This is a genomic window from Apilactobacillus timberlakei, assembly GCF_002993965.1.
In the GTDB taxonomy this organism is placed as follows: domain Bacteria; phylum Bacillota; class Bacilli; order Lactobacillales; family Lactobacillaceae; genus Apilactobacillus; species Apilactobacillus timberlakei.
Map to the genome: position 1 here is coordinate 12850 of NZ_POST01000002.1, position 23094 is coordinate 35943.

Sequence of the window (23094 nt, forward strand, 5' to 3'; positions counted from 1 at the left end):
GAAAAGAGTAATTGGGATGTCACAAAATAATTTAGCCAGAAAGAAATATAATAATTTTTATAATGGTAATACCAATAAAAAGAAAAATATTAATAGCACAGAAAAAATTAGTCTTTCTTTGTCTAAATTTGAAAAGGTGCTTTTGGTTACCGGAAGTGTAATTGTATTTACATTGATGTTATGTTTAGTTGGTGAAAAAATAAGTTTAAGTAACCATTCGACTAGTTTGCAATCAGTAGAGAATTCTTTAAATAAGGTTAACTCTGACAATAACTATTTAAAGCAAGAAATTGGGGAATTAGAAAGTGGTAATAGGCTTCAATCTGTTGCTAAAAAAGCCAATCTTTCTTTGTCTAATAAAAATGTAAGGAATGTAAACAAATGAGTAAGAAATTGAATAACAATCCTAAATTAAAAAAACGCCAAAGAAATCGTAGCCATATAGGACAATTTTTATTATTGCTATGTATGGGCGTTTTTTTGTGTATTGGTCTAAGATTTTCTTATATAGCTATTTTTAAAAATGTTCAAGGGGTTAATCTAAGTCAGCTAGCTAGAAATCTTTATACTCAAAGTAGTGTTATTCCAGCTAAACGTGGGACTATTTATGATGCTAATGGTCAACCTCTTGCTGAAGACACAAGTACATATACTTTGTACGCTGTTTTAGATAAGCATCAGATTGATACAGCTAATAATAATAAGCCTATGTATGTTACCGACAAAAAGAAATTTGCCAAAACTATTTCATCAATTATACCTATTTCCTATAAAAACGCATACAAAGCCCTAACACCAAAAAATAATACATTTCAAGTAGAGTTTGGAAGTGCTGGTTCAAATATATCGCTTATTACTAAGCAAAAATTAGAAGCACATAAGTTGAATGGAATGGGATTTATTCAACAACCATCTAGAATATATCCTAATGGAGAATTTGCTTCTCATATTATAGGATATGCATCTTCTGAGACTAATAAAATTGGAAATACTAGTCTTATTGGACAAATGGGGATTGAAAAAATATATAATAATCTTTTAACTGGTAAAGATGGATTTAGTCAAGAACAACTAAGTAATTCTGGAGTTGAGATTCCAGATAAGAATAATAAAAATAAAAAAGTAAAAAATGGTGATGATGTTTATACTACTTTAGATTATAGACTTCAATCATTATTAGAAACTGAAATGAATAGTGTTTATAAGCAAGCGCATCCTTCGACTATGAACGCCGTACTTGCTAATGCTAAAACTGGTAATATATTAGCAGCTACGCAAAGACCTACATTTAATGCAACAACTAAACAAGGGTTAGATAAAATTTGGAGAAATACTTTGGTTCAAGATTCTTATGAACCTGGATCAACTATGAAAGTATTTACAATGGCATCTTCTATTGACAGTGGAAATTATAATGGAAATGCTACCTATGCATCTGGTAAATATTTCATTGATGGAAAGTTAGTACCTGATTGGAACACTAATGGTTGGGGAGTTATTAATTTTGATAAAGGATTTGCTCTTTCTAGTAATGTTGCTATGGCTCATTTAGAACAAAATATGGGACCAAAAACATGGCGTAAATATATGGACAGATTTAAATTCTTCCAATCATCTAACACTGGTTTTCCTGGAGAAGAAACTGGTGGTTTACAATTCCAATATCCAATTGAGCAGGCTAATACTGCCTTTGGACAAGGAATTCAAGTGAACGCTTTACAAATGATTCGTGGACTAACATCGATTGCTAATGATGGTAAAATGTTACAACCTAGATTTATATCTAAAATTGTAAATCCAAAAAATAAGAAGACTATCAAATCTTTTGCTCCAGAAGTTGTTGGGAATCCAATTAAAGCAGATACTTCTAAGAAAGTTATAAAACATATGGAAGATGTTGTTTATAAACCATATGGAATTGGTGCTGATTATAAAATTCCAGGATATAAAATTGCTGCTAAGACTGGTACTGCTCAAGTTAGTGATGGTAAAGCAGGTTATGCTTCTGGAGATGATAGTTATCTATATTCAGTTGCAGGGATTGCTCCAGCTGATAAGCCAAAATATATTTTATATCTAACTATGAAACAACCTAAACTACCAGCAGGTAAAACTGCTTCTCAATTGATGTCACAAATATTTAATCCAGTTATGCGTTTAGCACTTGAAGAAAATGTTAATTCAAATGAAGAAAATAATATTGAAATACCAGATCTTCATAATGTAAGTACAGATACAGCCAAAGCTAAACTAGATAAAACAGGTGTTAAATATATCCTGATTGGTAATGGTGACAAAATATTGGATCAGTCTGTTGATTCAAATGAAAAAATAAATAAAAATCGTCTTGTCATTTTGCAAACTAATGGTGATAAAAAAATGGCTAATCTAAAGGGTTGGTCTAGGTATGACGTTGCAACTTATTGTAGGATGGCCGGCATATCAGTTGATTTAGATGGTGATGGATATGCATATCAACAAAGTATTTTACCAAATAGTTCAATCTATGATATGTCTAAATTAAGCGTCAAATTTAAATAGAAATGGAATGTATTTTATATTATGATAAACATTTTTTTACCAGCTATTTTAAGCTTTTTAATAACATTAATATTTATGCCAAGTTTGATTAGTTATTTTCGAAGTAAACATGAAGGTCAAATGATTAGAGAAGAAGGACCTAGATGGCATGAAAAAAAATCAGGAACTCCCACAATGGGTGGCTTACTTTTTATTGTTTCAATTATTATTGCAAGCATCTTTAATGGAATATTCATGCATAATTTGAATCCAACAATTTTAATTCTACTTTTTATATTATTTCTATATGGCTTATTAGGTATGTGGGATGATAGTATAAAATTATTTAGAAGACAAAATGAAGGACTAAAGGCTTGGCAAAAATTGTTAGGCCAAATTGTTGGTGGAGTTATATTTACATGGGTATATTCTCAAAATTTTCCTATGGCTTTAAGAATACCTTTTTATGGTGATATTAACATGGGCTGGTTTTATGTAATTTTTGTTATTTTTTATTTAACCGGATTTTCTAATGCTGTTAATTTAGCAGATGGGTTAGATGGATTAGTTGCAGGATTATCAATAATTTCTTTTGCAGCATATGGAGTAATTGCATATTGTCAAAGCCAAATCGATGTTGCTATTTTTTGTTTTGCAGTTGTTGGTGGATTGTTAGCATTTTTAATTTTTAATCATAAGCCAGCAAAAATATTTATGGGTGATATGGGATCATTAGCCCTAGGAGGTTCACTAGCTGCTGTATCAATTCTTTTACATCATGAATTATCATTGATCTGGATTGGTTTAGTTTTTGTTATTGAAACTTTAAGTGTAATGATTCAAGTTACTTCATTTAAATTAACTGGTAAAAGAGTATTTTTAATGTCTCCAATTCATCATCATTTTGAAATGTTAGGATGGTCTGAATGGAAAATTGATATTACTTTTTGGTTAGTTGCATTATTTACAGCAATTACTGGAATAATGTTTATTATTTAAAATATTAATGATTGAAAGGGCTTTTGGTTATGAAAAAAATAAGCAAGTATGAAAACAAAAATGTATTAGTGTTAGGTGCTGGAAAGAGTGGAACTAATGCTGCAAAATTATTAGTAAAATTAGGTGCTAAAGTTTTATTAAGTGATTCAAAGCCCTTAAATCAGATTACTGATAAAAATGAATTAGAAAAAATCGGTGTTGATGTTATCGGCGGTAAACAATCTGTTCAATTATTTAAAGATAATCAGTTTGATTTAGTTGTGAAAAATCCAGGAATACCATATGATACGCCCATAGTTGAAAAGGCTAAAGAATTAGGATTACCAATTATTGTGGAAGTTGAATTAGCCAGTGAAATTAATTCTGCAGAATTAATTGGTGTAACTGGTAGTAATGGAAAAACGACTACAACCACTATGATTAGTAAGATGCTGAATATGGAGAGGGATAATGGTAAATCACATGTTGCTGGTAATATTGGCATTCCAGCTAGTACCGTTACCGAAAAAGCATCTAAAGATGATGACGTAGTAATGGAATTGTCTAGTTTTATGCTTTTAGGAATTACTGAATTACATCCACATATTGCAGTTTTAACTAATATTTTTTCTAATCATTTAGACTATCATAAAACTCGTAAAAATTATGTAGACGCTAAGATGCGTATTACTATGAATCAAAATAGTGATGATTTTTTTGTAGTTAATTTTGACAGTGAAGAATGGAGAAAACTAAGCGAACGCAGTAAAGCCCAAGTAGTTCCATTTTCTAGAAAAGGTATTTCACAAGCCGGTTCTTATGAAAAAGACGGTAAATTATACTTTAAAGATGAATATATTATGGATGCTAATGAAATTAAAATTCCAGGAGAACAAAATGTTGAAAATGCTCTAGCTGCAATTGCGGTTGCTAAAATTAAACATCGTTCTAACGCTGCGATTAAACATGTTTTAACAACATTTGGTGGTGTTAGGCACCGTGTTCAATACGTTCTAACTTCTGATGGTAGAAAAGTATACAATGATTCTAAAGCAACTGACATTGAAGCAACTCAAATGGCCTTGCGTGGATTTAATGAACCAGTTGTTTTACTAGCAGGTGGATTAGATCGTGGATATAAGTTCGATAAATTAGTTCCTGACTTGAAAAAGCATGTTCATTCCATTGTTTTATTCGGTGAAACTAAAAATCTTTTAGAAGATGCAGCAAAAAAAGCGGGAGTAAAAAACATTAAATTAGTTGATAATTTAGATGAGGCTGTCCCCGTTGCGTATAATTTTAGTCATCCTGGTGATATTGTTTTACTTTCACCTGCTAATGCAAGTTGGGATCAATTTTCTACTTTTGAAGTTCGTGGAGACCAATTTATTAAGGATATTGAAAAAATAACAGGAAAGAAGGAAGAACAATGAGATTAATTGTTTCTGGTGGAGGAACTGGAGGGCATATTTATCCAGCCTTGGCTCTGATTGAAGAAGTAATTAAAAAGGAACCAGATTCCAAGATCCTTTATGTTGGGTCTACTAGGGGACTTGAGAAAGATATTGTTCCTAAAAAAGGAATTGATTTTAAAGAACTAGAAATTCAAGGATTTAAAAGATCAATATCTTTATATAATTTTAAGACAGTTGCTCTTTTCTTAAAAAGTGTTCATAAATCTAAAAAGATCATTAAAGACTTTAAACCAGACGTAGTTATCGGTACGGGTGGATATGTATCCGGAGCCGTTGTATATGCAGCCGCTAAACTTCATGTGCCTTCAATGATTCATGAACAGAACAGTGTAGTTGGTCTAACTAATCGTTTCTTAAGTAAATATGTTGATAAAATTGCAGTAGGATTTGAAGATGCCATTAAACAGTTTCCTAAAGATAAAACTACATATACTGGTAATCCAAGAGCACAACAAGTTGCTAATATTAAAAGTGATTTTAATTGGTCTGAATATGGACTTCAAAATGATGTCCCAACAGTACTGATTTTTGGAGGTAGTCAAGGTGCATTAAAAATCAATCAAGTTGTTTCTAATTCAATAAATCAATTTAATAAACGTAGCTACCAAGTTGTATTTGTTACCGGAGTTAAAAGATATGATTCTGTGATGGAGACACTTTCTAATGTAAAACTTTCTAGTAATATTATTATCAAAAAATATATTTCTGATATGCCTAGTGTATTACCTAAAGTTGATTTAATTGTTGGTAGAGCAGGGGCTACTAGCCTTGCTGAAATTACTTCATTAGGGATTCCATCTATTCTTATTCCCAGTCCATATGTCACTGCAGATCATCAAACTAAAAATGCACTTAGTTTAGTGAAAAATGATGCGGCACTTATTATTACTGAAAATGATTTATCTACTAATTCATTAATGAAAAATATTGATTTTGTTATGAATGATAAGAATAAAAGAGATGAAATGGCTAATAATTCTAAGAATATGGGATGTAGAGATTCATCAAGTAGATTATTCAATTTAGCTAAGTCAATTATTAAATAAGAGGAAATAATTTTATGAAGGACTTTTTACAGAATTACTTTAATAAAATAAAGAATTCGATTCTAAACTTTTTTAAAAATAGTTCATTTAAGAGTCGTATGGTTAAATTATATAAATATGTTATTGATAAATTTAAAATTAACTCTAAAAACTTTGAAAAAATAAATGGTGGTAAGTTTAAACAAAATTTAAAAAAATCTTTGTTATTATTTTTACCATTATTATTTTTTATCTTGATTCTTTCATATTTCATATCACCATTAAGTAAGATTGATTCAATTACAATTAATGGGAATGGTTATATTTCAAGATCTCATATATCAAGTAAAATGAATATTGAAAAAGGTGATAGTGTTTTTAAAGTAATAGGACATCGGAAAAATTTAACAAAATACATTTTAAGTGAAGATCATAGAATAAAATCGATATCATTTTCTCTTAATTCTTTTAATAAATTAGTTGTTAATGTTAATCCATATAAGCAAATTGGGTATGAAACAAGGAAATCTGGTCAATATTTGATTTTAGAAAATGGTAGTGTTTCTAATAATCCGGTTAATAATCCTAATGATAATAAATATCCTTATATTGTTAACTTTGATAATCGTAAAAATTTAAACACAATTATTGATAAGTATTTAAAACTCCCTAAAGATATACGTGATAATATAAGAGTTATATCTTATTCACCAACAAGAATTTATCCAGATGAATTACATGTGTATATGAGAGATGGTAATAAGATAATAATATTATTAAGCAATTTCAGTTACAAAATGCAATTTTATCGTTCAATAGCAACTAAATTAAAATCCAGAAGTGTTATTAATATGGAAGTTGGGGCATATTCTTATCCTATAAAAAAGTAGGATAATTGTATTCTTTAGTGTTAAAAAATAATGTGTTAAAATTAGTCTATAATTAATGGGTAAAAAAACGTTTTTCTAATAAAAAATTTTAATGGGGGTTCCCTTATACAATGAATTCGGAAATGTATGTTGGATTAGACATCGGAACTACATCAATAAAGGTGATTGTTGCTGAAAATGTTAAGGGACAGATGAACGTTTTAGGTTTGGGAAACGAACGTTCTGATGGAATTGACAGAGGAATAATTGTTGATATTGATAAGGCTTCTGAATCTATTAGAAGAGCTGTAGACCAGGCAGAAGAAAAATCTGGTATCCAGATTAATGATGTAATAGTTGGTATTCCTGCTAATCAATTGAAAATTGAACCATGCAGTGGGATGGTAGCTATTTCAGATCAATCTAGAGAAATTTCAAATGCAGATGTTAAAAATGTTACAGTTTCTGCTATGATTAAAAATTTACCACCTGAAAGAGAAATTGTGGACACTTTGCCTGATGAATTTGTTGTTGATGGTTTTGATGGTATTAAAGACCCGAGAGGTATGGTAGGTGTAAGACTTGAAATGAAGGGCCGTATTATTACAGGGCCTAAAACTATTATCCATAATATCAGAAAATCAGTCATTCAAGCTGGCTTAAACCCTTCTTCAATTATTAATAGTCCATTAGCTCAAGGAAAAACAATTCTTGATGATGGTGAACAAGACTTTGGTACAATCTTAATTGATATGGGTGGTGGACAAACTACTGCTTCTATCATTCATGATCATCAGCTTAAATTTACGACTGTTGATAGTGAAGGTGGAGAATATATTACCAAAGATATTTCAGTTGTGCTTAATACTTCAGTTGAAAGTTCAGAAAAGGTAAAAAGAGATTATGGATTTGCTGATGCACTTGAAGCATCTGAAAGTAATGAATTCCCAATTGAAGTTGTTGGTCAAAGCCAGCCAGTAAAACTTTCTGAAAAGTATTTGGCAGAAATCATACAAGCTAGAATTGATCAAATATTTAATCGCATTGCTAAAAGTTTAAGTAGTATTTCTGCTCTAGATTTACCTGGAGGAATTGTTTTAACTGGTGGTGTTGCTGCATTGCCAGGTATTTCAGAACTAGCAGCTGACCGCTTTAATTCTAATGTTAGAGTTTATATTCCTAATCAAATGGGATTAAGGCACCCTTCTTTTTCACTACCTTTGTCCTTAGTGACTTATCGTGCTAATATGAGTGAAATACAAGTATTAGTACGTTCTTCACTAGAAGGAAAGATTATTAGTGAAGATAGTAATGATGTTGAAGATGATAGTTTTATTCAAAATGATGTTTCAGATGATGACATGCAATCTGATGAAGTTTATGATAAAAATAAAAATGCTGATAGTAAAAATAAAAGAGGTATTATGTCTAAATTCAAAAGTGGTGCTAAAAATAAATGGCGTGGCTTTTACAAAGACTTTTTTGAATAAATAAAAAAGGATTAAACGGAGGAATTTTACATGGAATTTTCATTGGATTCTACAGAAGATCGTGGAGCAAAGATTAAAGTAATTGGTGTAGGTGKCGGTGGAAGTAATGCCGTTAACCGTATGATTGCTGAAGATGTTAAGGGTGTAGAGTTTATTGTTGCCAATACCGATGTGCAAGCTCTAAGTACATCTCAAGCTGAAACTAAAATTCAATTAGGACCTAAATTGACTAGAGGTCTTGGTGCAGGTTCTGACCCAGAAGTTGGGACTAAAGCAGCTGAAGAAAGTGAAGAAGCTATTGCTCAAGCACTTGAAGGATCAGATATGGTTTTTGTTACAGCTGGAATGGGTGGAGGTACTGGTAATGGTGCTGCCCCAATTGTTGCAAAAATTGCAAAAGACTCGGGAGCTTTAACTGTTGGAGTTGTCACAAGACCATTTACTTTTGAAGGCCCGAAGAGATCTAAATATGCAGCTGAAGGTGTAGCTGCTTTAAAGGAAAATGTTGACACTCTAATTGTGATTGCAAATAATCGCTTGCTAGAAATTGTTGATAAAAAGACACCGATGATGGAAGCTTTTCAAGAAGCAGACAATGTTCTAAGACAAGGTGTGCAAGGCATTTCAGACTTAATTACTAGTCCTGGATATGTTAACTTGGATTTCGCCGATGTTAAAACTGTTATGCAAAATAAAGGTTCTGCATTAATGGGAATTGGCGCTGCTAATGGCGAAAATAGAACTGCTGAAGCAACCAAGAAAGCTATTTCCTCACCATTACTAGAAGTTTCAATTGATGGTGCAAAACAAGTACTATTGAATATTACTGGTGGACCAGATATGTCATTATTTGAAGCACAAGATGCTTCTGATATTGTATCTCAAGCAGCAACTAGTGATGTCAATATTATTTTTGGTACATCAATTGATGAAGACTTAGGCGATGAAATTAGAGTTACTGTTATTGCTACTGGTATCGAAACCACACCAGAAGAATTAATGGAGAATAAAAGTAATGTAAGACAATCCTCATATAATAATAGTCGTGTTATGGATCAACCTGGAAAAGTTGTAAGTCCAAGAAGACACAAAGAATCTGATCATAATGATACTAATCATAAAGATGGCGGAGAACCGGTAAATTCAAAACCTAATAATAATCGATTTGCTAATGTTAAAAAGCAAGAATTTGATCCATTTGATGCTAATAATTCTTCAGATAATCAAAGTGATGATAGTTCAGCAGATGATGATTTACCACCATTCTTTAAGTTCCGCCACAAGAAAGACTAATCTTTATGTTTACATTTCTTGAAAGGAATGAATTAAATGACATCTAAATTTAGTTTTAGTAAATTTTTTGGAACTGATGACGAGGATTTATCTAATCCTAATGATCAGGAAATGGCTTCTAATCAAAAGATAGTTTCAATTAGTGATAATAAAAAAGGTGATAGCAAAATTGCTGTATTTGAACCTAGAATTTACACTGATGTTAAAACTATTGCTAAAAAACTTATTGATAATTCTGCGGTTATTATTAATTTTGATAGTGCAGATGATAAAACTACTAAAAGAATCATAGACTTTTTAAATGGTGTTATTTTTACTATTGATGGCAGAATTGAAAGAATTTCTGAAATGGTGTTCTTGTTTTCACCACATAGTTATGCTGTAGATGGTGAATTTAAAAAAAAGATAAACCGCAGATTAAATTAAAATTATTTGATTGAGGGATTTGATTAATTAAATGAACTCTAATGTTAAACAACATTTTAGGAAAGAAGAACTTCCATTTGTGGAATCATGCGATGATTTAGCAAATGAAGCTATTAATCAGTATCGACCAATTTTGACAAAGTTTTTAAATCCTAGAGAAATATATATATTAACTACTATTGTTAATGGCTATAATGATTTAGAGATTACTAGTTTTGGTGGTTATAGAACTTCTGAAATGAAGAGAGCAGTTATATATCCTGAATATTTTTCTCCTAACTACGGTGATTTTAATATCGTGGCCTATCAAATAATATATCCAATTAAGTTTTCTAAGCTAAAGCATAGCAAAATTTTAGGAACACTTATGGGTGCAGGAATTGAACGATCTACAATTGGTGATATCTTAACAGATGGCGAAATTTGGCAATTTTTATGTACAAAAGAAATTTCTGATTACTTAAAAATGACTATTGATAAAATTGGAAAAATTAAAGTTTCTATTAAACAAATTAATTTTTCTGACATTATAGTTCCGGAAGATGAATGGAAAGATAGGTCTCTTACTTTATCTTCTTTTAGAATAGACAATGTTATTGCTAGCTCTTTTAATATTTCGAGGAATGATGCTAAAACACTTGTTAGCCGTAAACGTGTTCATTTAAATTGGACGCTTTATGATCATCCTGATAATGAAGTTTCTGTAAATGATGTTATATCTGTTAGACAATATGGTAGGATAAAATTAAAAGGTCAAAATGGAGAAACAAAAAAGGGTAAAAAGAGAGCGCTTGTTTCAATATTAAGAAAATGATTTGGAGGAATTGATAAAATGGTACTTAGCCCACAAGATATTCATAATAAAGAATTTTCAGTTAAAATGAGAGGTTATAATATTGATGAAGTTAATGATTATTTAGATAGAATTATTAAAGACTATCAATTAACTTTGGAGGATAATGAATCATTAAAGAAAAAATTGTCTTCAGCTAATGAACAATTAGAGCATTTTAATGGAATGAAAGATTCATTAAATCAATCAATTATTGTTGCACAAAATGCTGCTGATAATTTGAAAAGCAATGCTGAAAGAGATTCCAAAGAAATCTATCAAACTTCTCAAAAAAAAGCTGATAAAATTTTGGATGATGCTAGTGATAAGGCTAACCTAATTATTAAAAATGCTTCAGATCGAGCAAAATCTTTATTAACAGTTAATGATGATTTGCATAAGAGTACTGCTCAATTTAAACAAAAAATTCAAAATTTATTAAGTAGTCAAATTGAATTATTAAATAACGATAAATGGGATCAAGTAATTAATTCTTCAGATGATAATTATGATAACGTTTTGAAAAAAGTAAATGAACTTGACAATAGTAAATCTGCAGGCGTAAAATCAGTAAATAATGATGAATCAAATGATAAAGACATCGAAGTATTTTATCCAGATGGTTCTTCTAAAATAATTAAATAGATAATTAAGTTAGAGAACAGAAAGTTTATATTGAAACATAAGCGAGCTAATGTATGGTGTGAGGTTAGTTGTTAATCAATATATTACAGATCATCTCTTTATTATACTTAAAATTAATCAAGATAGAATTATTATTCTAAAATTGGGTGGTACCACGGAAGATTTCGTCCCTTGTGATGAAGTCTTCTTTTTTTATTAAATTTTAAAGGAGTTGTTTGTTCATGCGAGTAAAAGATACTCTAAATTTAGGGAAAACTAAATTTAAGATGCGCGGTAATTTACCAGTTAAAGAAGCTGAGCGTCAAAAAGTATGGGAAGATAATCATGTTTATGAATTAAGACAAAAATTAAACCAAGGAAAGCCATCATTTATTCTTCATGATGGCCCTCCATATGCCAATGGTGATATCCATATGGGACATGCTATGAATAAAATTTCTAAAGATTTTATTGTTAGATATAAGTCAATGAATGGTTTTAGAGCACCGTATGTTCCAGGTTGGGATACTCATGGATTGCCTATTGAACAAAAGTTAACCCAAGCAGGTTATGATCGCAAAAAAATGTCTACTAACGACTTTAGAAAATTGTGTCATGATTATGCATTGAAACAGGTGGATCGTCAACGTAAAGAATTTGAAAGATTAGGTGTTTCTGCTGAATGGGATAATCCATACTTAACCCTTAAACCTGAATTTGAAGCAGCTGAAATTCGTGTTTTTGGTAAAATGGCTGAAAAAGGGTTAATTTATCGTGGTAAAAAACCAGTTATTTGGTCTTGGTCTTCTGAATCAGCATTAGCCGAAGCAGAAGTTGAATATCATGATATTACTTCACAAACTGCTTTTTATGCAGAAAAAGTTATTGATGGTAAAGGGGTATTAGACGAAGACAACACTTACATGGTTGTTTGGACTACTACTCCTTGGACTATTCCAGCGTCTGAAGGTATTACTATTGATGGCGGTTTTGACTATTCAGTAGTTCAACCTGAAGGTGATAATCGTAAATTTGTTTTAGCAACTGAATTAGTTGAAAAAGATGCTGAAGCATTTGGTTGGGACAACTATAAGATTGTTAAAACTGTTAAAGGTCAAGAACTTGAAGGGGTACTTGCAAAGCATCCATTTATGGATCGTAAGATTCTTACTATGATAGGTGACTTCGTTACTATTGATACTGGTACTGGATTAGTTCATACTGCGCCTGGATTTGGTGAAGATGATTATAATGTCGGTAAAGCTAATGGCTTAGATATTTTTGTGGATGTTGATGCACAAGGATATTTAACTAAAGATGCTGGTAAAGATTTTGAAGGTGTCTTTTATGATGATGCTAATGAAATTGCTTTGAATAAATTAAAAGATGCAGATTTATTACTTAAACAAGAACCCATTGTTCATAGTTATCCATTTGATTGGCGTACTAAAAAGCCAGTTATTTATCGTGCTACTGACCAATGGTTTGCTTCTGTTGATAAAATAAAGGATAACATTTTAAACGCAATTGAAGATGTTGATTTTAACCCTAGTTGGGGTAAAAAACGTTTACACAATATGATTAAAGATCGTGGTGACTGGGTAATTTCTAGACAACGTGTTTGGGGAGTTCCACTACCTATTTTCTATGGTGAAGATGGCGAAGCAATTATCACTAAGGAAACTACTGATTATGTTGCTGATTTATTTGCTAAATATGGTTCTGATATTTGGTTTGAAAAAGAGGCTAAGGAATTATTACCTGAAGGCTTTACTAGTGAACATTCTCCAAATGGTAAATTCACAAAAGAAAATGATATTATGGATGTCTGGTTTGATTCAGGTTCATCACACCAAGGTGTTTGTGCAGAACGTGATTATTTAAAATATCCAGCTGATTTATACCTTGAAGGTTCTGACCAATATCGTGGTTGGTTCAATTCAAGTTTAATTACTAGTGTGGCTTATGATAATAAAGCTCCATACAAGCAATTATTATCACAAGGATTTACTCTAGATGGTAATGGCCATAAAATGAGTAAATCACTTGGCAACACAATTGCTCCTATTGATGTAATTAAGAAAATGGGTGCCGAAATTGTTCGTTTATGGGTAACATCAGTTGATACATCTGCTGATGTTCGTGTATCAATGGAAAATTTTGTGAAAGTTTCTGATTCATACAAGAAAATTAGAAATACTATTAGATATATGTTAGCTAATACTAGCGATTTTGATCCTAAAGAAAATGCAGTTAGTTTTGATGAAATGCCATCAGTTGATAAATACATGCTAATTAAATTGAATAAATTTGTTAGTGAAATTAAGAATGATTATGATAACTATGATTTCTTAAGCTTAAATCGTAAATTACAATCATTTATTAATTCTGATTTATCAGCATTTTATTTAGATTTTGCTAAAGATATTCTATATATTGATTCAAAGGACAGTTTGACTAGAAGATCAATGCAAACAGTTCTATACAAAGCGGTTGTATCAATTACAAAATTGATTACTCCAATTCTTCCACATACTGCTGAAGAAATCTGGCCATTCTTGAAAGAATCCGAAGACTTTGCACAATTATCTGAAATGCCAGAAGTAGAAAATTATCCAAATGAAAATGATATTTTAGACAAATGGTCAAAATTCATGAATCTTCGTGATGATGTCCTAAAATCATTAGAAGAAGCTCGTGATAATAAACTAATTGGTAAACCATCAGAAGCAAAATTATCATTATATTTAAATGATAATAATAAAACATTAATGAATGAATTAAATGCTAATATTCAACAAATATTAATGGTATCTCAATTGTCTACTGATACTATCGAAAATGCACCTAGTGATGCTCAAAACTTTAAAGATGAAATTTCAATTAAGGTTGATCATGCAGATGGTGACACATGTGAACGTTGTCGTTTAATTAGTACTGATGTAGGGACAGATTCTGATTATCCTAAATTCTGTGGACGTTGTGCTAAAATTGTTCGTGCAAATTTCCCAGAAACTGCAACTGAAGGATTTGAAGAGAAATAATAAAAAATTCTGGGATGCTTTATCCCAGAATTTTTATTTTAAGGAGCATATTATGATAAAAGGTAAAGTAAATAATTTTAATCCAGAACATGATTTTGGATTCTTAAAAGGACAAGATAAAAATAAAGTTTTTTTCCATGCATCTTCAGTCACTAATAAAAAGGCCGATGATATTAATATTGGTGATCTTGTTGAATACCAAATTGCTGAGGGAAAAAAAGGTCCCCAAGCTGTGAAAATAACTTTTATTGAATCTGATAATTGAAAAAACATTTAAATATCGATAGAATAAAACTATTAGGATAAAGGTGATTATTTTATGGATTTGGAAGAAAAAGTTATTAAAAAAGAGCCTAAATATAAAGGCTCAATTATCAATGTTGAGGAACAAACTGTTAAATTACCTAACGGAGAAACTGCAACTAGAGATGTAGTTCATCATGCTAAAGCTGTTGGAATTCTTGTTGTAACTAAAAATAATAAGATGTTATTAGAAAAACAATGGCGTGCTCCAATTGCTAAAGCTACTTTAGAAATTCCAGCTGGTAAAGTTGATAATAGGGATGATGCATCTTCCAAGCATGCTGCTATTAGAGAACTTAATGAAGAAACTAGATATCATGCTAGAAATTTAAAGCGAATTACGGGCTTTTATTCAACAGTTGGATTTTCTGATGAATACATGGATCTTTATATGGCAACAGACCTAGAACCTGTTAGTGACGAATTGCCTAGAGATAAAGGGGAATATTTAAATATTAATGAATATAGTTTAGAAGAAGCTATGCAATTAATTGAAGATGGTAAAATTGAAGATGCTAAAACTATTACTGCAATTTTTTATTGGAAATTGTTGCAGAAAAAGTAGGTGTTTAGTGTTATGAAAAATGATACTGATAATTTAACTAGGGAAGCTTATAAAAAACACATAAAAGATTCCCGCAACAATCATATTAATAAAGAAGATAAACAAAAATTTGAATATACAAATAGTGGATTAAAAAGAAAATTAAATTGGACAATTTTTTTACTAATTATTGGAATAATAATTGTCTACTTAGTATTGTTCTTTTTTAATCCTTAGAATATGGAGTGCTAATTATGAAATTTGGAATTTTATGTGCAATGGATGAAGAAATTAAAACTTTAATTACTCAGTTAGATAATGATAAACGAACAGATATTCATGGAGTCGTTTTTCATGAAGGAAATATTCTTGGACAAGAAGTTGTTTTAGTTAAATCAGGAATTGGTAAAGTAGAAGCGGGATCAACTACTGCAATGTTAATTACCAATTTTAATGTGGATATTGTAATTAATTCTGGATCTGCCGGTGGAATTGGATCAGGCCTTTCTGTAGGTGATGTAGTAATTTCTAGTGAAACGGCTTATCATGATGTAGATGCTCGTCCCGCTGGATATGTTTATGGTCAATTACCTGGACAACCAGCCAGATTTAAAGCATCTGAATCATGGGTTAAGAAGATTGCTGAAGCATCAAAAGATGTTGGTATGAATGTAAAGATTGGATTAATTGTTACCGGAGATCAGTTTGTTGCATCAAAAGCTGATACAGATAATATATTAAAAGAATTTCCTGATGCATTATCATGTGAGATGGAAGGAGCTGCCGTCGGACAAATTGCTAACCAATTTGATATTCCTTATGTTGTCGTAAGGGCAATGTCTGATGTTGGCGATGAAGACGCTGATAATAGTTTTGATGAATTTATTCTTGAAGCCGGGAAACGTTCTGCAAAGATGTTATTAGACTTGTTTAATAATCGAAAATAGAGAGGGTTAGTTATACTTGAAAGAAGTTTATTTAGATAATGCTGCTACAACTAAGATGGATAATGAAGTTTTAGCAGATATGTATGATAAATTAAAAAATGTATATGGTAATGCTTCAACCCTATATAGAATAGGTAGACAGGCACATACTATTTTAGAAAATAGTAGGGATATAATTGCAAAAAGCATTAATGCCCAGTCTGATGAAATTATCTTTACTAGCGGTGGTACCGAAAGTGATAACACTGCAATTATGCAAACCGTTGAAGCTAGAAAAAATTTAGGTAATCATATCATTACGACTGCTATTGAGCATGAAGCCGTTTTAAAGCCATTAGAGTTCTTAGAAAAAAAGGGATTTAAAGTTACTTATCTTCCAGTAGACGAAGATGGTCAAATTAGCTTAGATGACTTAAAAGATGCTCTAGATGATGAGACAATTTTAGTTACCATTATGACTGGCAACAACGAAGTTGGTTCACATTTACCTATTCATGAAATAGGTGAATTATTAAAAAATCATCAAGCATGGTTTCATACTGACGCTGTACAAGCATATGGATTATCTGATATAGATGTAAAAGCTGACCATATTGATATGTTATCGACATCAGCGCATAAGCTTAATGGTCCTAAAATGATGGGTTTCTTATATAAAAATGATGACATTAGTTTTCCAAGCTTTATCAAAGGTGGGGATCAAGAGGATAAGAGACGTGCGGGTACAGAAAATATTCCAGCCATTTCTGGATTTGCAACTGCAGTTTCACTAGCAACACCTGATTTAAAGCAAAAATTATATGATCGTTATATTTCTTTTAAAGAGCAAATTATTAATCAATTTAATGAAAATGGTATTGAATTTGAAGTTAATGGCTCAATGAGTAGAGACAATTTACAACATGTTTTTAATATATGGATTAAGGGAGTTTCTACTGATCTATTACAAACTAATTTAGATTTAGATAATATTGCAGTTTCATCTGGTTCAGCATGTACGGCCGGAAGTATTGAACCATCACATGTTTTAATTGCAATGTACGGTAAAGATAGTCCCAGAATTAATCAATCAATCAGAGTAAGTTTTGGTAAATTTACTACTATGGATGATATTAATAGTTTTATTGAGTCAACAATTAAAATTGTTAAAAGAATTAAAAAATAACATGGGGTGATATTTAATGGCTTTTACAACAGAAAATCAAATTGACGGTGATAATCAAATTTATTCGATTAATCCATCAATCAAACGTTACACTTTAAGTGATACTGGTTTTATTAAAACTAATGCTGGTAATTTTGCTTTTGAACAATCTCTTGATACTGAAGATCCATATAATGGTATTAAATTAAAAATAACCTTTAAATCAGATTTAAAATCATTCAAAATGTCCACTGTAAGTGGTAATGGATTAAATAAAGTTAATATTTTTAAAAATATTAACAAAGATAAATTAGTCGAACAATTTCATTATTTAATGAATAACTTTATTAACAGAGAAGTATTTATTCAAAGCTAACAAAAAAGAAACACTCCAGGTGTTTCTTTTTTGTTGCAATTAATAATTAAAATATGTATTATATCAGATATGGGATATGCGACCTTCAAATCGTAGATTCTATGAATCTAGAAGAAATGATGGTGATTTTTGTATGACAGACAATAGTAATACTCGTGTTGTTGTTGGAATGTCAGGTGGTGTTGATTCATCTGTTTCAGCTTACTTATTAAAGCAACAGGGTTATGATGTTGTTGGAGTTTTTATGAAAAATTGGGATGATACTGATGAAAATGGTGTATGTACTGCAACTGAAGATTATAAAGATGTTGCTAAAGTAGCTTCTGAAATTGGTATTCCTTATTATTCTGTAAACTTTGAAAAAGAATATTGGGACCGTGTTTTTACTTACTTTTTAGATGAATATAAAAAGGGTAGAACACCTGATCCTGATGTAATTTGTAATAAAGAAATTAAATTTAGAGCGTTTTTAGATTACGCATTAGAATTAGGTGCTGATTATATTGCTACTGGTCATTACTCTCGTTTAGAAAGGGATAGTGACGGAAACAATCATTTACTAAGAGGTAGTGATGATAATAAGGATCAAACTTATTTCTTAAGTCAACTCTCAGAAGAACAGTTAGATCGTGTTATGTTTCCAATAGGTGATATGGAAAAGCCTAAAGTTAGAGAAATTGCCAAGGAAGCTGGTTTAGCTACTGCTGATAAAAAAGATTCAATGGGAATTTGCTTTATTGGAGAAAAGAACTTTAAATCTTTCTTAAGTAATTATTTACCTGCTACTTCTGGTAAAATGATGACTTTTGATGGAGAAGTTAAAGGTACTCATGATGGATTAATGTATTACACAATTGGTCAACGCCGTGGACTAGGTATCGGTGGAGATGGAACCGATAATCGTCCTTGGTTTGTTGTAGGAAAAGATTTATCTAAGAATATTTTGTACGTAGGTAAAGGATATGAAAATAAGCATTTGTATGCTGACTATTTAGAAGCCTCCGATATTTTTTGGATAAACGATATTTCTAATCGTGGTAATGATTTCCGTTGTACTGCTAAGTTCCGTTATCGTCAAAAGGATGTTGGTGTTACTGTTCATCTTAATGATGATGGTAAATCATTAAGAGTTGATTTTGATGAATCTGCTAGAGCAGTTACCCCAGGACAAGCAGTTGTTTTCTATGATGGTGACGAATGTCTAGGATCAGGTATTATTGATGCTGCATTTCAAAATGATAAAGAATTACAATATATTTAACGAAAAAGTCTTTAAAGTTTTTTAAAGACTTTTTTTATTTAATACTTTGAATTTATATCAATAAATTGAGATAATATACATAATCATTTTTGAACGAGGGATAAAATTGAAATTATATTTTATAAGACATGGAAAAACTAAATGGAATTTAGAAAGTAGATACCAAGGTGCAGGTGGTGATTCTGATTTATTACCACAAAGTTATAAAGAAATGGAAAAACTTGGAAGTTATTTAGAAAATATTAATTTTGCGCATGCTTATTCTAGCCCAATTAAAAGAGCTAGAATAACTGCTGAAAGAGTTATCTCACAATTGAAACATCGCCCAAACTTAACTTTATGGAGTCGCTTAGAAGAATTCAATCTAGGAAAAATGGAAGGCCAAAAGTTTGACGATGTAAAAATTAGGTATCCACAATCATTTGATAATTTTAGAAATCACCCTGAAAAATATGATGCTAAAGAAATAGATGGAGAAAGTTTTCAAGATGTTATTGATCGAATGAGACCTGCTGTTAATTATATGGTTAAAAATCATAATAATGATGATAACTTAATTGTTTTTAGTCATGGAGCAGCTTTAAAAGCTTTAATAAATTCATTATTAGGAACCCCAATTAAAAATATTAAACAGCGTGGTGGCCTTGCTAATACTAGTACTACCATTTTGGAAACTAATGATTGTGGTAATAGTTTTAATCTAGTTAAATGGAATGATACTGAATACTTAAATAAACATTTAAAATCTACTGATTTAATATAGGTGGTTAATTATGGTAAAAAATAATGAGAATCTAAAAAATTCACAATTAAAGATTCAAAAGGAACACGAGGAAAAACAAAAAAAAGCAGACGAAACTTTACACAAATTAGTTAATGATATTGATGAACATCCTAATGATTATCGTACTTACTATGATTTAGGAGCTTTTTTAGTGGAGTTGCATAATTTTACGCAAGCTGAAGAATTAATAATGAAAGCATTAGGTTTATTTGCCGATAAGAATAAAAAAGCAAAAGCAGTACTTACTTATGGGTTAGGCAATGTTTACTATGCAGCAGGTGAGTTTGATAAGTCTATTGAGCAATTTAACTCTTTAAGTAGCAGTGATATGAAAGCTGACGCTTACATTATGCTAGCTCAAAGTTACATGAGTAAAAAAGATTATAAAAAAGCAGTAGTATTTGCATTAACTGCTCAAGGATTTAGAAAACAAGATCCAGATGTTAATTATCTTTTAGGTAGTAGCTTGATGGCACTTGGTAATTTTTCTGAAGCTGCACAATTTTTAGATAATACATTACATGCTCAACCTAAAAATGGAAAAGCAAATTTTGATCGTGGAATTGTAGCAATGGTGTTAGAAGAAGACTTTGATTATTACTTTGAAAATGCAAAAAAATATGATAAAAAATATTTTGATAACGGACAAAAACGTTTAGCTGATATTGAAAAATTTGTTCAAGCAAAGCAAGGTAAAAAGTAAGGAGGATTATGCCCGTGTCAGAATCTATAAGTTTATTTTCAGACGTTAATGATAATTCTGATGATGATCAACTATATGTCAAAGGAAAAGTTGCGGCGACCTTCTTTGAAAGTAAAGATAGCTTTTATAAAGTAATTCTGGTTAAGATAATGGATACTAATATTAATGAATGGAATGAAGATGAAATTGTTATTACTGGTAATTTTGCTGATGTGGTTGAAGATAATGAATATTGCTTCTATGGTGAAGTTATAGAACATCCAAAATATGGTAAGCAATTTAAAGCCTTAAATTATGAAAGTAATGTGCCTACATCTCGTGAAGGCCTTATATCTTATTTGTCTGGTGAAAATTTTTCTGGAATCGGTAAAAAAACTGCAAAAAGGGTTGTTGATGCACTTGGAACTAACTTAATTCAAGAAGTTTTAAATGATTCTAATATTTTAGATAAAGCTAGCTTAAATAGTAATCAAAAAGCTACTATTACTAGTGCCATTAATAAAAATAATGGGATGGAACAGGTTATAATTGGATTAAACAGTTATGGCTTTGGTAGTGGTTTATCTTCGACAATTTATAATAAATATAAAAATGATACTTTAGAAGTTATTAACGAAAATCCATATCGTTTAGTGGAAGATATTAATGGTATTGGTTTTAAAAAAGCAGATGAAATTGCTGCAAAAATTGGGATGCCATCAAATAATCCTGCCAGAATAAGAGCAGGATTGATTTCTGCTCTACAAAATTTATCAATAAAAAATGGAGATACTTATACTTTTACAGGCCCAATTGTCGATGAAACCTTAAAACTATTAAACAATGGGACTACCCAAGTTATAAATGGTGAAGACTTATCTAGTCAGTTCATTGAATTAGCTAGGAACCAAAAAATAGTTGGTGAAGATGATCGAGTTTATTTAAAATCCCTATATGATGATGAATGGAATATTGCTGAACATCTTAATCGAATTATTAAAAACTCTGATTCTAGTAACTATAATGATGAAAATATTAATAAAAAAATTAGATTAGTAGAGAAAAAACTCAATATTAAATATGATGATTCACAGAATGCCGCTTTAAAAGATGCGGTTAATTCCAAAATGTTTTTATTAACTGGTGGTCCAGGAACTGGTAAAACTACTATTATTAAGGGGATTACTTATCTTTATGCTTATTTAAATGATTATTCTTTGGATTTAAATTCATATAAGGACAAAGAATTTCCAATTCTTTTGGCTGCACCTACTGGTCGTGCTGCTAAGAGAATGAATGAAGCAACTGGGATTCCTGCTAGTACAATTCATCGATTATTGGGATTAAATGGTCATGAAGGAGACAATGAAGAGCCTACCAAAGATTTAGATGGTGGCTTGTTGATTGTTGATGAAGTTTCAATGGTGGATACTTTTCTGTTTCAATCATTGGTTCGTGCTATCCCAAACAATATGAAAGTAATTCTTGTTGGGGATAAAGACCAATTGCCATCAGTGGGACCCGGACAAGTATTTAATGATTTATTAAAATCTGATTGCATAAATAAGATGCATTTAAATACTATTTATAGACAGGATAGTAATTCTACTATCATTCCTTTGGCCCATAGTATTCAGCAGGGCAAACTTCCTGATGATTTTACAGATAAAAAGCCTGACCGTAGTTTTATACCTTGTACTCCTAATCAAATGAGTAATGTTATCGAACAAATTGTTACCAAGGCTAAAATCAAAGGATTTACTGCTAATGATATCCAAGTGTTGGCTCCTATGTATCGTGGAGCAGCCGGAGTTAACAAACTTAATGATGTTATTCAATCTATTATGAATCCAAAAGCTGAGGGATTAGTCGAAGTTGATTATCGAGGTATAATATACCGGGAAGGAGATAAAGTATTACAATTAGTAAATAGTCCTGAAGATAATGTTTTTAATGGTGATATTGGACAAATAATTGAAATTATTAAAGATGATGCAAAATCTAGTAATGATAAGATTAAGATTGCTTTTGATCAAAGTGAAGTAACTTATAGTAGAAAAGATTGGCTACAAATCACCTTAGCTTACTGTACTACTATTCATAAAGCTCAAGGTAGCGAGTTCAAAATGGTTATATTACCAATAGTTCCACAATTTTCTAAAATGTTAAAAAAGAATCTTTTGTATACTGCTATTACTAGATCAACAAATGCTTTAATCATGATTGGTGATTATAATTCATTCCTAAGCTGTGCTAAGAGTGAATCTGATAACCGAAATACTAGTTTAAAAGAAAGAATTCAAAAATTATTAAATGGTAGCATCAAACCCACTAATAATAAATATAAAGTTGAATCTGACGAAAAAAATATTAATGATTATCGTTTAACTAGTAGTATGATCAGGGATGAATTAATTGATCCAATGATTGGCATGGAAGGTATTAAGCCTTAAAAATTCATGCTTTATTTATCATTT

Annotated in this window: 22 protein-coding genes; all 22 read left to right on the forward strand. The window is 30.7% G+C overall.

From position 1 onward, the window contains the following. The first annotated feature begins 16 nt into the window (after positions 1–16). On the forward strand, positions 17–385 hold the full coding sequence (gene ftsL, locus C7N71_RS02070) for a cell division protein FtsL (RefSeq protein WP_105987529.1): 369 nt from the start codon (positions 17–19) through the stop codon (positions 383–385). Beyond that, positions 382–2541: a penicillin-binding transpeptidase domain-containing protein gene (locus C7N71_RS02075; protein ID WP_105987530.1), complete on the forward strand. Its 2160-nt coding sequence runs from the start codon at positions 382–384 to the stop codon at positions 2539–2541. Before ftsL ends, C7N71_RS02075 begins: the two co-directional genes overlap by 4 nt. Before the next feature lie 21 nt (positions 2542–2562). Beyond that, positions 2563–3519 (forward strand): phospho-N-acetylmuramoyl-pentapeptide-transferase, encoded by a 957-nt coding sequence (gene mraY / locus C7N71_RS02080; RefSeq protein ID WP_105987531.1) that lies wholly within the window; start codon positions 2563–2565, stop codon positions 3517–3519. 29 nt (positions 3520–3548) lie between these two features. Further along, a complete protein-coding gene (gene murD / locus C7N71_RS02085; protein ID WP_105987532.1) occupies positions 3549–4931 on the forward strand; it encodes a UDP-N-acetylmuramoyl-L-alanine--D-glutamate ligase in 1383 nt (460 codons plus the stop codon). Beyond that, a complete protein-coding gene (gene murG / locus C7N71_RS02090) occupies positions 4928–6019 on the forward strand; it encodes an undecaprenyldiphospho-muramoylpentapeptide beta-N-acetylglucosaminyltransferase (protein ID WP_105987533.1) in 1092 nt (363 codons plus the stop codon). The genes murD and murG overlap by 4 nt, the downstream gene beginning before the upstream one ends. 14 nt (positions 6020–6033) lie before the next feature. Further along, on the forward strand, positions 6034–6888 hold the full coding sequence (locus C7N71_RS02095; protein ID WP_105987534.1) for a cell division protein FtsQ/DivIB: 855 nt from the start codon (positions 6034–6036) through the stop codon (positions 6886–6888). Between the two features lie 110 nt (positions 6889–6998). Continuing rightward, a complete protein-coding gene (gene ftsA / locus C7N71_RS02100) occupies positions 6999–8357 on the forward strand; it encodes a cell division protein FtsA (RefSeq protein WP_105987535.1) in 1359 nt (452 codons plus the stop codon). Between the two features lie 30 nt (positions 8358–8387). Continuing rightward, positions 8388–9650 (forward strand): cell division protein FtsZ, encoded by a 1263-nt coding sequence (gene ftsZ, locus C7N71_RS02105; RefSeq protein WP_105987536.1) that lies wholly within the window; start codon positions 8388–8390, stop codon positions 9648–9650. 36 nt (positions 9651–9686) lie between these two features. After that, positions 9687–10076 carry a cell division protein SepF gene (locus C7N71_RS02110; protein WP_105987537.1) on the forward strand — a complete coding sequence of 130 codons (390 nt, stop codon included), beginning with the start codon at positions 9687–9689 and terminating at the stop codon, positions 10074–10076. A 31-nt stretch (positions 10077–10107) separates the two neighbouring features. Beyond that, positions 10108–10890, forward strand: a complete 783-nt coding sequence (locus C7N71_RS02115; RefSeq protein WP_105987538.1) for a YlmH family RNA-binding protein — start codon at positions 10108–10110, stop codon at positions 10888–10890. 18 nt (positions 10891–10908) lie between these two features. Continuing rightward, positions 10909–11553 carry a DivIVA domain-containing protein gene (locus tag C7N71_RS02120; RefSeq protein ID WP_105987539.1) on the forward strand — a complete coding sequence of 215 codons (645 nt, stop codon included), beginning with the start codon at positions 10909–10911 and terminating at the stop codon, positions 11551–11553. A gap of 221 nt (positions 11554–11774) precedes the next feature. Continuing rightward, positions 11775–14576, forward strand: a complete 2802-nt coding sequence (gene ileS, locus C7N71_RS02125; protein ID WP_105987540.1) for an isoleucine--tRNA ligase — start codon at positions 11775–11777, stop codon at positions 14574–14576. 52 nt (positions 14577–14628) lie between these two features. After that, the gene (locus C7N71_RS02130; RefSeq protein ID WP_105964759.1) at positions 14629–14841 is read left to right on the forward strand and encodes a cold-shock protein; all 213 of its coding nucleotides are present in this window, start codon (positions 14629–14631) and stop codon (positions 14839–14841) included. A gap of 54 nt (positions 14842–14895) precedes the next feature. Beyond that, on the forward strand, positions 14896–15444 hold the full coding sequence (locus tag C7N71_RS02135; protein ID WP_105987541.1) for an NUDIX hydrolase: 549 nt from the start codon (positions 14896–14898) through the stop codon (positions 15442–15444). A gap of 12 nt (positions 15445–15456) precedes the next feature. Next, positions 15457–15660 (forward strand): hypothetical protein, encoded by a 204-nt coding sequence (locus C7N71_RS02140; protein WP_105987542.1) that lies wholly within the window; start codon positions 15457–15459, stop codon positions 15658–15660. A 17-nt stretch (positions 15661–15677) separates the two neighbouring features. After that, positions 15678–16370, forward strand: a complete 693-nt coding sequence (locus tag C7N71_RS02145) for a 5'-methylthioadenosine/adenosylhomocysteine nucleosidase (RefSeq protein ID WP_105987543.1) — start codon at positions 15678–15680, stop codon at positions 16368–16370. Positions 16371–16386: 16 nt separating this feature from the next. Further along, on the forward strand, positions 16387–17535 hold the full coding sequence (locus C7N71_RS02150) for a cysteine desulfurase family protein (protein WP_105987544.1): 1149 nt from the start codon (positions 16387–16389) through the stop codon (positions 17533–17535). Positions 17536–17551: 16 nt separating this feature from the next. Next, complete coding sequence (locus C7N71_RS02155; RefSeq protein ID WP_105987545.1) at positions 17552–17890, forward strand: cysteine desulfurase; 339 nt, start codon at positions 17552–17554, stop codon at positions 17888–17890. 133 nt (positions 17891–18023) lie between these two features. Next, positions 18024–19151 carry a tRNA 2-thiouridine(34) synthase MnmA gene (gene mnmA / locus C7N71_RS02160; RefSeq protein WP_105987546.1) on the forward strand — a complete coding sequence of 376 codons (1128 nt, stop codon included), beginning with the start codon at positions 18024–18026 and terminating at the stop codon, positions 19149–19151. A gap of 106 nt (positions 19152–19257) precedes the next feature. After that, positions 19258–19914, forward strand: a complete 657-nt coding sequence (locus C7N71_RS02165; RefSeq protein ID WP_105987547.1) for a histidine phosphatase family protein — start codon at positions 19258–19260, stop codon at positions 19912–19914. Between the two features lie 10 nt (positions 19915–19924). Continuing rightward, positions 19925–20638, forward strand: a complete 714-nt coding sequence (locus C7N71_RS02170) for a tetratricopeptide repeat protein (protein ID WP_105987548.1) — start codon at positions 19925–19927, stop codon at positions 20636–20638. Between the two features lie 8 nt (positions 20639–20646). Beyond that, positions 20647–23070, forward strand: coding sequence for an SF1B family DNA helicase RecD2 (gene recD2 / locus C7N71_RS02175; protein ID WP_105987549.1), 2424 nt, complete (start codon positions 20647–20649; stop codon positions 23068–23070). Positions 23071–23094 lie beyond the last annotated feature (24 nt).